Source organism: Allorhizobium sp. DMC15, from assembly GCF_056314065.1.
Genome location: NZ_JBQUZB010000006.1, coordinates 63,290 through 76,314 on the forward strand (window position 1 = coordinate 63,290; position 13,025 = coordinate 76,314).

Below are 13,025 nucleotides of genomic sequence, written 5' to 3' on the forward strand. Positions count from 1 at the left end.
TGGTTCCATGGTTGTCGGCGACAACGCCAATTCCTGATGTCGGGGAAACGCGTGCTTGGTCGAGCGCTGGCTGGTGCTTTTCGGCATGGCTCGATACACCGGTGACGACAAGACAAACGGAGTGACGAAATGAGCGACATCGACAGAACACGTGCGCAGATATTGATGCAGGCGGCGGGGATCGATGCTCTTGTACTGTTCCAGCCGGAGGCGTTCCGTTACGCGATAGGGGCGTCAGCGGGGGTGGCCACGATGTGGGGTCGGGCGGGGGCCGCTGCGGCACTCGTGCCAGCGGATCACGGGTTGCGGATGGGGGCCGTCGTCAGCGACCATGCTGCAGTGGCTGTTAGAACCAATGCGCCCGACGTCGATATTCGGACCCACCGGATATGGATCGATGCGGTGGATCTTGCGGGCGCAACGCAGGTGGCCGAGATCGACGGATATTATCGTCGCGCGGGTGTCGGGGGACCGCGACCGGAGACGTTCGATCGCGCGACATGCTTTGACCTGCTCGGCGATCTGCTGCGAGACTGTGGCCTTCGGGGCGGGCGGATCGGCGTCGACCTGGAATTCATGCCCGCCGCCGATTTCGAAGCCTTACGGGCCGTTCTTCCTGATATCACCTGGGTGGATGGTTCTGCCGTGCTGCGCCGCTTGCGGGCGGTGAAGACTGCGGGCGAAATCGAGAGGCTGCGACGCGCCGCAAAGGCAGCAGAGGGTGGGCTGGTTCGCATGGCCGCGGCGATCCAACCCGGCAGGGCGCTTGTCGAACTTTCTGCGGCCTGGAAGGCCGGTGCCCAGGATGCCGCGAAAGCGGGCGGATTTGCGCTGAGCGGAACTTGGGACTTCATCTCCGCGGGACCCGATCTTTCGAACATGGCCGCAGTTGTGGCGCCCGGGATGCTGATCAAGGCCGATGTTGGAACGCTGGTCGACGGCTATTCTTCCGACGGTGCACGCACATTTACCTATGGGTCGCCCTCTCGGTTGGCACAGGATATCTTCAAGGCCTTGGAGACGGCGTTTGCCGCGGGGCTCGACGAAATCCGGCCAGGCAATACCTTCGGTGCCGTTCACCTCGCCATGATTTCATCCATGCGCCGGGACGGCTTCCGTGAGTATTATCGGGGTCATTTCGGGCACTCCGTTGGTGGCAGCGTGGGGATCGAGGAGTGGCCGTTCTTTTCAGCCGACAACACCGAGGTGATCGAGTCGGATATGGTGGTGGCACTGGAGGCGCCGTTCTATGGCCAGAATTTCGGAGCCCTGATGATCGAGGATCAGTTCCTGGTGACACGGTCGGGTGTGGAGTGCATGAACACCTTACCGCGGGGGCTGCGGGACATGTCCTCTGAATGACCCGTGGCGCGCAGACCCGCGTGGCAGAGCGCAAGTCGAAATCAAGAGGCGTCTCTCAACTTGTGTCGAGCCGGAATTGTGCGTACTCCAGTGTCTCGTGAAGCGATGCGGGATGGCGGGGCGTGACAATCAGTATCAGGACGATTGCCCAGGTTGCGGCGACCTCGGTCTCCTCGGTTTCGCGCGTCCTCAACAATAGCGGCTATGTTTCTCCTGACGTCCGCCAGCGCGTCGAGGCGGCGATCAAGGATCTCAATTACGCGCCCAGCAAGGGGGCGCGCATGCTGCGGGGGGAAGCCAGCCGAATGATCGGGCTGATGCTGCCTTCGGTCGATGTGCCATTCTTCGGTATTCTCGCCGGCACGATCGAGCGGGAGATGTTCGAACGCGGTTATCAGACGCTCATTTGCAGTTCCGCCGAAAATGAGGACCACGAAGCGCGTTATGTCGCCATGCTCAGGGCGCAAAGGGTTGAAGGTGTGATCGTTGCCAGCGCCTATGGCGGTACCGCGCATCTGCAGCCCCTGGTGGATTCCGGCACACCCATCATCGCCATCGACCGTGAGCTCGTCGGGATCTCCGATGACGTCTTCATGGCGGATCATGCCGAGGGTGGCAGGCTCATGGCGCGACACATCGTGGGTCTCGGACACCGGCATATCGCGGTGGTCGGCGCTCCCGGACACAGCCAGCCGATCCAGTTGCGTCTCGGCGGGATTCGCGCAGTCTTGCACGAGAAGGGGTATCCGCCGGCGTTTGAGGCGATTGGCGAGGATCACAGCTTTGCCGCGACCTATGCGCTGGCGAATGGTATCCTGCAGCAACGCCCCGAGGTGACGGCGATCATCGGTACAACCGATATCGCAGCTGTCGCGGCCATTCATGCGGTCCGCGATCTCGGACGCGCGGTGCCGGCAGATTGTTCGGTGATTGGCTTCGATGACTTGCCGGAAGCGAGCTACGTATTGCCACGCCTCACCACAGTTGCGCAGCCCATTCGAGAAGTGGCGCTTGAGGCTACGCGCCGGCTCGAAGAGCTGCTGGTGGACCGGCAGCGGGGGCTGGACCGTCGTCCCGTGTCCGTGGTTCGCTTGCCCGTTCGTCTGGTTGAACGGGAATCGACCGGACCGGCTCCCAGTCATCGCGGCGATTGAAGCTCTCAGATGGCCTCGACGGCTATCGAGTATCGCGTCGTCAGGGGCTTGCCGCTGGTGAAGGGATAGCAGGTTTCGACGCCTGCCTCCTGCAGCGGGTTCGGATCGGTTGATACCCGTACACCTAGATCGAACGCTGCACGGATGGGCTCCACACCCAAGGCGAGATGGCGGCCATTCCACGGGCGCTGGGTGCGCCCGCGATTTGAGATCCACAGCATCAGGCTGGGAAAGAGCTCCGCATCCCACTGAAGCGTCACGCGATAGCGCTCCGCCTCGTTCGTGAGCACGGCGCGACCACAAATGCCTGTCAGCAGCAACAGAGTTTCGGACGGTCGTGCCAGAGGAAGGCGGGTCAATGACAGTGGCCCGTCTTGCCTGCTCCACAACCGGTCGAGACTTTCAAAATGGCGGTTGGGCTCGACCACCGAGATGAGGCCCTCCTCATCGAGCGGATGCGACCAGACCGTCCCGTGGGGTCCGACATCCAGAACAGCACTCTCTTCTATCTCTGGCAGGCGGAAGACCGGATGCAGGCCGATCGGGAGGCGGCAGTCTCGTCTCGGGGTCACCGTCAGGCTGCAGAGGATCTCCGCCCGACCGGCTATACCTTCGACCTCCCGATGGAGCGCCTCGATCGGGTGATCGTCGGGGTAACGCACGGTGCCCGACAGACGGTTTTCTGCCGGCGTGTCGAGATCCCAATGGTGGTTCGCGCCATAGCCGTGGGGATGGAGTTCTTCGGTTGCGATTGTGGACGTGAGTTTGGCGGACCAGGGAGCCGGTAGAGGTGCGGGTGGCGGAGCGCCGAAAGGGATGCAGGGCCAGTCGCCTCGCAGTCGGCGCAAAATGCCGGGCTGATCGGCCATATCTTCGAGGTGCCAGGGGGCGACATGCAGTGGCGAGACGGAGCGCCCGTCGGCGAGTTGGAAGTGGACGGGGGCCAGCATGCCACCGAGGCTTTGCATGCAAGCTTCGCCGCGATCCCAGCGCATCGAGATACGCGCGATGTGTTCTTCCTCAGCCATGGCTTGCCTTCGGTCGGTCGATGATCAGGTTGATGAAGACGGCCCCGAGGATCAGGACACCACGGACGACCTGCTGGGCGTAAGGATTGAAGCCCCAGAGGGTCATGGCGTTGAGCAGCACGCCGAGGAAAAGCACGCCGACGAAGGCGCCCCAGATCGAGCCTTTTCCTCCGAACAGGCTGACGCCACCGATGATGACAGCCGAGATCACCTCAAGCTCCATGCCCTTGGCGATCGTGGGATTGCCGGAGTTGAGAAGCGATGAATAGACGATGCCGCCGAGCACCGCGAAGAGGCTGGTGATGACGAGGCACCAGGTGCGGGTTCTATTCACATGCAGGCCCGAGAGGCGGGCGGCTTCGGCATTGCCCCCGATTGCATACACCGAACGACCGAAGCTCGTGTAGTTGGCCAAGATATGGGTGACGATGAAGGCGAGGAGCAGCAGGTAGACGGGGAAGGGGATGTGGAAGATGCGGCCGCTGCCGATGAAATAGTACCATGAAGGGAAGGATTCGATCGGCGTGCCGTCGGTAATGAGATTGGCGAGGCCGGCGAGTGTCGCCATCATCGCGAGCGACGAGATGAAGGTCGGCACCATGAAGCGGTTGCGCAGCCAGCCGTTGAAGATGCCGATCGAGGCGCCAAAGGCCAGCGTCAGCAGCACCGCGACGATCACATGCCACACATCCGGTTCGAACGCGCCGCCGGAGATCACGCTGACGAGCCAGGCAAGCACACAGGCCGAGGCCGCGACCATCGACCCGACAGAAAGATCGATCTCACCAACGATGATCAGCAACGTCATGCCAAAGGCGATCATGCCTGGTACCGCGATGGTGCGCAGAATGTTCAACTGATTGTCGATGCTCATGAAACCACGAGCCGTAAAGGCGACGAGGATGTAGAGCGCGATCAGGATGATCAGCATCGAATTGCGTCGTGCGAAGGTCGCGAAGGTATTGCCCGGGCGGGTCATCGGCCTCTCCGAATTCATGGGTTGGTCTGCCGCGCCATGCAGGCGGCATAAAGTGTCTTGGGGTCGAGGCCGTCATTGACGAATTCCTCGGTGATACGACCATCGCGCAGGATCAAAATCCGGTCGCAGCATTCGACGAGGTCTTCCAGTTCGGTGGAGACGACGATGCTAGACAGGCCTTCGAGGGCCTTTGACCAGATGATCTGGTAGATCTGTTGCTTGGCCTGCACATCGACGCCCCGGCCCGGTTCATCGAACAGTAGGATGCGGGGTTGATTGTTCAGCCAGTTGCCGACGACAACCTTCTGCTGATTGCCTCCGGAGAGGCTTGAGACGGGCAGCATCGGATCGCCGATCTTGATCGACAGGTCCCGAATCTGGCGCTCGACGGCCGGCCGCTCACTTGGCTCGGTGACGAAACCGCGATGGCTGAAGCGCTGCATGGCGGCCAGGCAGAGATTGGCGTGGATCGAAAGGATCTGGACAAGCCCGCTCTCCTTGCGGTCTTCCGAGGTATAGCCGATACCGAGGCGTTTCATGGTCTGGATCGAAACGTCTTCGACGCGTCTGCCATCGACCCTGATCTCGCCACCGTCGGCCGGCCCGGCGCCGTAGATCGCACGTAGCAGTTCGGTGCGGCCAGACCCCAGCATGCCGGCAATGCCCAGGACTTCGCCTTTGTGCAGATCGAAGCTCACGCTCTTGAGCATCGGCTCGATGCTCAGGTTGCGAACGCTCAGGATCGGTTCTCCAGCAGCAACCGGGCGGGGTGGCCGTATTGCCGGGGTGACGTCGCCGAACATCATTTCGAGGATGACTGCGGGCGTCGCCTCCTCCATCCGGCACGAACCCGTGAAGCGACCATCGCGCAATGCGGTTACGGTATCGGCGATCTCGCCCAGTTCCGCCAGACGATGGGAAATATAGATGATCGTTACGCCGCGGTCCCGCAGGCGGCGGACGAGGCCAAAAAGCTGTTGCACTTCCGCCTGGGCGAGTGCGGATGTGGGTTCATCGAGCTGCAGGATCTTCGGGTCGAGCGACATCGCCTTCACGATCTCGACCAGCTGTTGGCGCCCGATGGAGAGACTGGCGACCGGTTGCGCCGGATCGATGTCGCCGGCGCCCATTTCGTGGAGGAGCTGTCCTGCCTGGCGAAGCAGTCCCCGCCAATCGATGAAGGGCGTGTTGCCACGCCGAGGGAGGCGCCCGAGATAGATGTTTTCTGCGACCGACAGATGGGGCACGAGGCTGAGTTCCTGGTGCACCGTGACGATCCCGGCCTTCAGGGCATCTGAAGGATGAGAAAAGTTGCTGGTCCGTCCATCTATGACGATTTCGCCCGAGGTCGGCTGAACGGCGCCGGCCAGCATCTTGATGAAGGTGCTTTTGCCTGACCCGTTCTTGCCCAGCAACGCGTGAACCTGCCCCTTCGCGAAGGAATGGGTGAAGTCGTTCAGCGCCCTTACGGAGCCGTAGTGTTTGGTCAGGTGGCGCAGTTCTAGCGCGTTTGTCATGATGGTTCCATGCATTCGGGCATTGGAAGAGTGGCGGAGGTGCAGAGCCCGGTCGCGCTCTGCACCCCTGTTCCAGCGGGATGGAGGTCTCTCCGCCGGCCTTACTTCAGCGACTCGGCGAAAGCCTTGACGGCATCCGGCTGGGTGCGCGACAGCAGCAGCGTCGGGACGGATGTCTGCTCTGCCACCTTTTCACCCTTCAGGATGGCGAGTGCTGCGTTGACACCGCTTGCACCCATGTCGAACGGGGACTGGGCGGTCACGGCCTGGAGCACGTTGTCGGATGAGAGCAGGCCCTTGGCCAGCTGTTCCGAACCATCGATGCCGAAAACGTAGACCGAGCCTGCCTTGCCGGCATTGCGCACGGCCTGCATGGCGCCGATCGTGCCACCTTCGTTTGCCGCATAGATGACGTTGACATCAGCATTGGCCGTCAGGATGTCGGTTGCGACCGAGACGGCCTTTTCCGGCAGCCAGGCATCCTGTTCCGTCACGACGTCGATGCTGTTGCCTTCGGCCGCGGCTTGCTTGAAGCCTTCGGTGCGCTCGCCGCTCTGTTCCGGCAGAAGCGACTTGAAGCCGAGGATGGCGACCTTGGCCTTGCCGCCGAGGGTTTCCTTGATAAAGCTCGCGGCCGCCTTGCCGGTGGTGGCGCCGAGATCCTTGTTCGAGGTCGAGAAGGTTGCCTGGGCAATGCCCGCGTCGGTCAGGCCGCCATTGACGGCGACGACGACAATGCCGGCGTCACGGGCCCGCTTGAGGGCCGCAGCGGAGTTCTTGGCCGATACCGGCGCGATGACGATCGCGCTGACCTTGCGGGCGATATAGGTGTCGATCGCCTGGGTTTCCTTTGCCTGGTCTCCGTCGATGTTGATTTCTAGGACTTCGGCGCCTGCCTTTTCGCCGGCGTCGCGCATACCGGCCTGCAGCGACTTCATGAACTGGTCGCCCTGAAAGACGATGCTGGCGATGACAGGCTTGTCTTCTGCTGCGGCCATGCCGCTGGTGGCGGTGAGGCCGAGCGTGGCTGCGATGATGAGTTTCTTCATGGTCTTTCCTCCCTAGGGTTCGATTGTCGATCACGGCCTCCTCGCCGTGATCGGCCTGCTATCCGGCCGCCGGGACCCCATCGCCGATTTCGGCGAGCAGGACCGACATGTCGGGTATGCCGTCGGTGGCTGTCGCGCCGCCGAGACAATGGACCGCCGCGCGATGGGCGACAGCGGAAATGGTTTCGATCGGCCATCCCTCGTGCAACCCGAAGAGCACGGCGGCGCAGAAGGCGTCTCCGGCCCCGACAGGGCTCACGATGGCCGATGGGTCGACGAGGTAGGCGGGTGTTCTCTCAGGCGTGCGGCCGGGTGTGAACCAGATGCACAGTTCAGGCGCATGGATGACCACGCCGCGCACGACGCCTCCGTCCAGCAGTTTTTGCCCCGCCGCTTCCACGGCGGACAGGAGAAGCGTGCCGTTTGCGTCACGAACTGCGATGCCGGTTGCGCGCCCTGCCTCGGTCTCGTTGACGATGACATAGTCGCAGTGGGGCAGGGCGACCGCGACGCAATCGGCGAAGGCGGGGTCTTCGCTGGAGACGAAATCCACGCAGGTTAAAAGTCCCGCATCTCTTGCCGATTTCAGCAGGCGGGCGGCTCCGGATGAACCGCTCTCATCCTTCCGGTCGAGTGCCGGCAACAGCATCAGGTAGCCGAGGTAGAAAATCCTGTGCCCGCTTGCGGCATAGGTTCTCGGGTCTATGGTGTCATCCGCCAAGAGATCGTTGGAGCCGCCGTGATAGAAGAAGGTGCGGCTCTGGCCGAGCACGTTCATGACATGCGTGTGGGCGGTCGCATGACCCTCGAGCGTTCGCAGACCCGACACGTCGATGCCGAGCGCTGCATGTCGCTCACGCACATAGGCTCCGTCCGGATCGTCCCCCAGAGCGCCTGCGACCGAAAGGTGGCCCTGGAAGCCGAGCGAGGCGAGGTCGGTTACGACATTGGCCGCGCCGCCGCCCACTCCCATGTCCTGATGCAGGATGTGGGCAAGGCTTCCCTGTTCCGGCCAATAGGACAACGTGTGAATGCGGTCGACGATGAAGTTGCCGACGCAGACGATGCCGCCCGGCTTTTGTCTCTCGTATCCGTTTTGAACCTCCTCCCCGGCTCTCATCAGATGCTGCCCTCGTTCCAGAGGGGGCGGAGCGGTGGATCGTCCTCGTCGATCTCGGCGAAACGGCCGATGGGTTCGAGGAAGTAGTTGTCTGTCCGGTCGTCATTGACCTGGCTCACTTCGCCAACCAGCACCGGGCCCTTACCCTTTGCACCATAAAAGCGGTGGTAGAGACCTGTCGGGATGGTCACGCTCTCGCCGGGATGAAGGATCAGAGGTTCCCAGGTGCTGAGGTGGCGTTCAATGCCATCAACCAAGACGGTCACATCGGATGAGGAGGTCTTGCCTTTCTCATCCGCCGCGCAGAATTCAATGACGAGATCGCCACCGGCGCGATTGATGATGTCTTCCTGCTTGGCCTTGTGCAGATGTGCCGGGGTCAGTTGGCCTTCCTGAATGAAGAGAAGCTTTTCTGCATAACTGCGTTCACCTGCCACTCCGAGAATGCCGTTGCGCAGGCAGAAGAGCACGAGACCTTGTTCTGCAAAGCGATCAGAGCCGAAGTCGGTAACGTCCCAGCCGAGCTGCCGGCTGCGCAGATAGTGTGCGACATCGGGATTGGCTGCGAAGTCTGCGGACGTCCAGTTGCCCCAGACCGGCAGCGACCACCGCCAGGTTTCGAGCATGTCGATGGCGAAGCGCAGTGCCTGGTTGATTTCAGAGCGTTTCATTGCGCCCCTCAATCGTAGTCGACGGTGACGACGCGGTTTTCGAGACCGGACTGTAGGGCTGCGGTCAGCACGGCATGGTGGGCCGCAGCCTCAGCCGGATTGGCACAGGGAAATCCATTCGCCGTGCCGCCCGCCAGTTCATCGACAAATGCCGCCCACATCTGCTGGATCGCATCGGCAAAGCCGAATTCGAAGATCTTGCCGGTGATGGCGGGGAAGACCGAACCGTAGCCCAAATCTTCCGTGTTCCACGACTGGGTGCTGCCCTGGTAGTCCATCCACTGCCATTGACGCGGCTGCTTCGTGGAGAAGAAGGCGCTCTTCTTCATCCCGAGGATGCGGATGTACCAGGTGTTGGATTCACCCGGCGCGATCCGCCAGGTCTTTAGCACCAGCGGGAAGTCCTGATCGTCCGCGCGAACCCGGCTGCTGATCGTCGCATTGTCCCAGGTGGTGCAGGGGACCATGTTGCCCTTACCATCAGGGCGCTCCGTGACGCGCTTGACGAGATTGGCATGCAGCGTCTCTGGCCGCCAGCCGAGGCGCAGGGGTACATGGAGCACATGCATGCCGAGGTCACCCATGCAGCCATAGGCGCCGTTGATGTGCTCCATGCGCTTCCAGTTGATCGGCTTGTTCGGATCGATGTCCGAGGAATGCAGGAATCCGGCCTCGACCTCGAGGATTTCTCCCATCTCACCGCTCGCGGCCAATGCGATCACCTTCTGGGCGCCTGGGAAGTAGGGCATTTCCGACGAGCAGCGAACGATGAGATCCGGATGTTCGGCAAGTTCGGCCATGATGGCCCGGTTCTGCTCCCGGTCCATGCCGAAGGGTTTTTCACCCAGCAGATGTTTTCCGGCCTTCAGAATGTCCGTGTAGAACTCTGCATGCAGGACGTGGGGAACGGCGCAGTAGATCGCGTCCACATCCGGATTGGCGAGCAGTTCGCGGTAGTCGGTGGTGGTCTGCCGCACCGAGGGGACGTGGGTTTGAAACCATGCCATCAGATCAGGATTGGTGTCGCAAACGGCGATGATTTCCGGCCGTGCCTTGGTGTCCGTCAGGTGCATCCAGCGCGCTGCGGCGCTCGCGAATTCGCGTCCCATCAGGCCGCAGCCAATGACGCCGAAACGAAAGGTCTTCATGATGTTCCTCCTCCCATCGCGCAACCTCAGCTCAGGTGGCGCGACGCCTCCTCGGCGGTTGCTCCGTCATGGACGATCGCCATCAACGCACGGGTCATGCCGCCCGGATTGGCATGCTGGATGACGTTGCGGCCATAGACGATGCCGCGCGCGCCCTGTTCCGTCAGCACCTTGGTGCGCGACAGGATCTCCTGGTCGGAGACCTTGCCGCCGCCGCGAACCAGGACCGGCAACCCTTGAGCGATCTCGATGACGCGGTGGTATTCCGTGACGTCATCGCAGGGGTCGGCCTTGATGATATCGGCGCCGAGTTCGGCTGCCTGGCGAACCAGCGGCAGGATCTTGTCGATCGCGCCGTCGACCATGTAGGCGCCCTTGGAATTGTCCTGCATCACCAGCGGCTCGACCATCAGCGGCATGCCGTAGATCTCACATTCGCGCTTTAGGCTGTTCACGTTGCGCACGCAGGCGCGGTAGACTTCCGGCTGGTTCGGCAGCATCAGCAGGTTGACGACGACGCAGGCTGCATCAAGGGCGATTGCCTGTTCGACGGGGCGGTCGATGACTTCCGAGAAGAGCGCGCTCGGAAGCGGGTTGCCATAGATGTTGGCGATGTCCGTGCGCAGTACCAGCGCAGGGCGGGCCTTGCCTGGGATCGACTGGAGCAGCGGGGCAGTGCCGGGGGGGAGTTGGATGGCATCGGGGGCGGCTGCCACGATGATGTCGATCGCGGTACGCATGTTCTCGATGCCGGCCAGGAACGTGCGTTCATTGAACATGCCGTGGTCGATGGCCACGTCGAAGCAGTTTCCAGACGTGCCGAAGAGGCGGTTGAGCCGCGCTGATTTCATCGATTTCCTCCCGATGTGGTATCGTTTTCATGGAGGCTATCGATCGAGCGCCGTCTCGTCAACAATCAATGTGGAAACGTTACCACATTTTTCGAACAGGACTGCGCGGTCCACGGGAGCCGCACGGAAGGTCAGTCCAAAGGGTAATGGCAGGCGACTTCGCGTCCGGTCGCAACTGTTGCCAGCTTGGGCCGGTTCTCGCGACAGAGGTCGGTGGCATAGGGACACCGCGTCGAAAACTTGCAGCCGGGCGGCGGCGACAGCGGGCTCGGGATTTCGCCTGTGAGCAGGATACGGTCGCGCTTCCCCCGGTTATGCGGTTGGGGAATGGCCGAGAGCAGGGCGCGCGTGTAGGGGTGGTGCGGCCGAGCATACAGCTCTTCCGTTTCCCCTGTCTCGACAATCGAGCCGAGATACATCACGGCGACGCGAGTGGAGACGTGGCGGACGACGGCGAGGTCATGGGCGATGAAGACATAAGTGAGGTTCAGCCGGTCACGCAGCTCGCCGAATAGGTTGACCACCTGAGCCTGGACCGACACATCGAGGGCAGACACGGGTTCATCCGCGACAATCAACTTCGGTTCGACCGCGAGCGCGCGGGCAATGCCGATGCGCTGGCGCTGGCCACCGGAGAATTCGTGCGGATAGCGGTCGAGATATTCGCGGCGCAGCCCGACCAATTCCATCAACTCGTCCAGCCGTTCGCCGATGCCCGCCCCCTCGCGGATGCGATGGACAGAGAGAACCTCCGCCAGCATGTCGCGCACCCGCCTCTTCGGATTGAGCGAGGCGGAAGGGTCCTGAAAGATCATCTGCATCTTGCGGCGGACGGGCTTAAGCGCCTTCGTATCTGCCTTGCCGATCTCCTCGCCATCGAATGTCAGCTCTCCGGAGGTGATGTCGTAAAGGCGGGTCAAGCAGCGGCCGAGGGTCGACTTACCGCTGCCGGATTCACCGACCAGGCCAAGGGTTTCACCGGGACGGACTTCGAGGTCGATCGCATCGACGGCACGGAGGATCTTGCCCGAGCCCGGCATCATCGTCTTGCCGACGGTGAAATTCTTGGTCAGCTCCTTTGCCTGGAGCAGCGGCGTGGAGGGGTTGATTTCGGTGTTCATGCCATTTCCTCGATGGGGAGGGCTGCTTGCCGCAGGGCAGGACGTTCCTCGTCATCGAGGACGCAAAGCGCGGACTGATCTCCAGCCCGCTGTAGCGGTGGGCGCTCCGCACAGGCGCTTCGGGCGAAATCGCAGCGGGGCGCAAAGCCGCAGCCTTTGCCGATCATGTCCGGTGTCGGCGGCATTCCCGGGATCGAGCGAAGCTTTTCGAGACGCGTGCCGGTGAGCGGGGGGATCGAGGCCATCAGGCCCCAGGTATAGGGATGCAGTGGTCTCGCGAAGACGTCGTCGGTGCGACCACGTTCCACGATGCGGCCGGCGTACATGACAGCCACTTGTTCCGCGACTTCGGCGACGACACCCATGTCATGGGTGATCAGGATGATGGCCGATCCGAAATCCTTGCGCAGCCGCAAAAGCAGGTCGAGGACCTGTGCCTGGACGGTGACGTCGAGGGCCGTCGTCGGTTCGTCCGCGACCAGAAGAGCAGGGTTGCAGGAGAGAGCCATGGCGATGACCGCGCGCTGGCGCATGCCGCCGGAGAGCTGGTGCGGGTAACGATCGACGGCTTCGCCCGGATTGGACAGTCCGACTTCGCCGAGCAGTTCGACCGCGCGTCGGCGGGCAGCACGAGCGGAGATGTTTTCGTGGGCACGGATCTGCTCGGCGATCTGCCAACCGATCGTGTAAACCGGCGTCAGTGCCGTCATCGGGTCCTGTGAGATGAGCCCGATCTCCTTGCCCCTGATGGAGCGCATCTGGCTTGCCGGAAGATCGAGGATCGGTTTTCCCTTGAAGGAGACGGCGCCATCGACGCGGGTCGTTTTGGCATCGTGCAGCCCGAGCAGCGACAGCAGTGTCACCGACTTGCCGGAGCCGGATTCTCCGACGATCGAGAGGATCTCGCCTTCATGGACGCGGAAGGAGACGTCGCGCACGGCCTGGACCGGTCCGCGATCGGTGGCGAAGGAGACCGAGAGGCCGTCGACGTCGAGGAGAATGGGCTTGTCCGAGGTGGCCATCGC

The 13,025-nt window shown here is 62.4% G+C and carries 12 protein-coding genes; 2 read left to right on the forward strand and 10 right to left on the reverse strand.

The window, feature by feature from the left end; translation table 11 throughout:
* Nucleotides 1-129: 129 nt before the first annotated feature.
* Together ACT53S_RS21540 and ACT53S_RS21545 are read left to right on the forward strand one after the other, a co-directional pair.
* Nucleotides 130-1,362, forward strand: coding sequence for a M24 family metallopeptidase (locus ACT53S_RS21540; protein ID WP_476068528.1), 1,233 nt, complete (start codon nt 130-132; stop codon nt 1,360-1,362).
* Nucleotides 1,363-1,484: 122 nt separating this feature from the next.
* The gene (locus ACT53S_RS21545; RefSeq protein ID WP_476068529.1) at nt 1,485-2,516 is read left to right on the forward strand and encodes a LacI family DNA-binding transcriptional regulator; all 1,032 of its coding nucleotides are present in this window, start codon (nt 1,485-1,487) and stop codon (nt 2,514-2,516) included.
* A gap of 5 nt (nt 2,517-2,521) precedes the next feature.
* On the opposite strand, the gene ACT53S_RS21550 is transcribed toward ACT53S_RS21545, so the two are convergent.
* From ACT53S_RS21550 to ACT53S_RS21595, 10 genes are all read right to left on the reverse strand, one after another.
* Complete coding sequence (locus ACT53S_RS21550; protein WP_476068530.1) at nt 2,522-3,544, reverse strand: aldose epimerase family protein; 1,023 nt, start codon at nt 3,542-3,544, stop codon at nt 2,522-2,524.
* The gene (locus ACT53S_RS21555; RefSeq protein WP_476068531.1) at nt 3,537-4,523 is read right to left on the reverse strand and encodes an ABC transporter permease; all 987 of its coding nucleotides are present in this window, start codon (nt 4,521-4,523) and stop codon (nt 3,537-3,539) included. The genes ACT53S_RS21550 and ACT53S_RS21555 overlap by 8 nt, the downstream gene beginning before the upstream one ends.
* Nucleotides 4,524-4,537: 14 nt before the next feature.
* Entirely contained in the window at nt 4,538-6,040 is a 1,503-nt protein-coding gene (locus ACT53S_RS21560; protein ID WP_476068532.1) for a sugar ABC transporter ATP-binding protein, read from the reverse strand.
* 101 nt (nt 6,041-6,141) lie between these two features.
* Complete coding sequence (locus tag ACT53S_RS21565; protein WP_113379049.1) at nt 6,142-7,089, reverse strand: substrate-binding domain-containing protein; 948 nt, start codon at nt 7,087-7,089, stop codon at nt 6,142-6,144.
* Nucleotides 7,090-7,147: 58 nt separating this feature from the next.
* Nucleotides 7,148-8,209: a carbohydrate kinase family protein gene (locus ACT53S_RS21570; protein ID WP_476068533.1), complete on the reverse strand. Its 1,062-nt coding sequence runs from the start codon at nt 8,207-8,209 to the stop codon at nt 7,148-7,150.
* Nucleotides 8,209-8,880, reverse strand: a complete 672-nt coding sequence (locus tag ACT53S_RS21575) for a D-lyxose/D-mannose family sugar isomerase (RefSeq protein WP_476068534.1) — start codon at nt 8,878-8,880, stop codon at nt 8,209-8,211. Before ACT53S_RS21575 ends, ACT53S_RS21570 begins: the two co-directional genes overlap by 1 nt.
* Before the next feature lie 8 nt (nt 8,881-8,888).
* Nucleotides 8,889-10,031 carry a Gfo/Idh/MocA family protein gene (locus ACT53S_RS21580; protein ID WP_113379144.1) on the reverse strand — a complete coding sequence of 381 codons (1,143 nt, stop codon included), beginning with the start codon at nt 10,029-10,031 and terminating at the stop codon, nt 8,889-8,891.
* Between the two features lie 23 nt (nt 10,032-10,054).
* A complete protein-coding gene (locus ACT53S_RS21585; protein WP_476068535.1) occupies nt 10,055-10,879 on the reverse strand; it encodes a class I fructose-bisphosphate aldolase in 825 nt (274 codons plus the stop codon).
* A gap of 131 nt (nt 10,880-11,010) precedes the next feature.
* Nucleotides 11,011-12,000 carry an ABC transporter ATP-binding protein gene (locus tag ACT53S_RS21590; RefSeq protein ID WP_476068536.1) on the reverse strand — a complete coding sequence of 330 codons (990 nt, stop codon included), beginning with the start codon at nt 11,998-12,000 and terminating at the stop codon, nt 11,011-11,013.
* On the reverse strand, nt 11,997-13,022 hold the full coding sequence (locus ACT53S_RS21595; protein ID WP_476068537.1) for an ABC transporter ATP-binding protein: 1,026 nt from the start codon (nt 13,020-13,022) through the stop codon (nt 11,997-11,999). Before ACT53S_RS21595 ends, ACT53S_RS21590 begins: the two co-directional genes overlap by 4 nt.
* Nucleotides 13,023-13,025: the final 3 nt, after the last annotated feature.

What these genes read in the sequence shown, in the direction of transcription:
- ACT53S_RS21540 (WP_476068528.1), top strand. Translation starts at nt 130, where the DNA reads ATGAGCGACATCGACAGAACACGTGCGCAGATATTGATGCAGGCGGCG.
- ACT53S_RS21550 (WP_476068530.1), bottom strand. Translation starts at nt 3,544, where the DNA reads ATGGCTGAGGAAGAACACATCGCGCGTATCTCGATGCGCTGGGATCGC.
- ACT53S_RS21555 (WP_476068531.1), bottom strand. Translation starts at nt 4,523, where the DNA reads ATGACCCGCCCGGGCAATACCTTCGCGACCTTCGCACGACGCAATTCG.
- ACT53S_RS21560 (WP_476068532.1), bottom strand. Translation starts at nt 6,040, where the DNA reads ATGACAAACGCGCTAGAACTGCGCCACCTGACCAAACACTACGGCTCC.
- ACT53S_RS21565 (WP_113379049.1), bottom strand. Translation starts at nt 7,089, where the DNA reads ATGAAGAAACTCATCATCGCAGCCACGCTCGGCCTCACCGCCACCAGC.
- ACT53S_RS21570 (WP_476068533.1), bottom strand. Translation starts at nt 8,209, where the DNA reads ATGAGAGCCGGGGAGGAGGTTCAAAACGGATACGAGAGACAAAAGCCG.
- ACT53S_RS21575 (WP_476068534.1), bottom strand. Translation starts at nt 8,880, where the DNA reads ATGAAACGCTCTGAAATCAACCAGGCACTGCGCTTCGCCATCGACATG.
- ACT53S_RS21585 (WP_476068535.1), bottom strand. Translation starts at nt 10,879, where the DNA reads ATGAAATCAGCGCGGCTCAACCGCCTCTTCGGCACGTCTGGAAACTGC.
- ACT53S_RS21590 (WP_476068536.1), bottom strand. Translation starts at nt 12,000, where the DNA reads ATGAACACCGAAATCAACCCCTCCACGCCGCTGCTCCAGGCAAAGGAG.
- ACT53S_RS21595 (WP_476068537.1), bottom strand. Translation starts at nt 13,022, where the DNA reads ATGGCCACCTCGGACAAGCCCATTCTCCTCGACGTCGACGGCCTCTCG.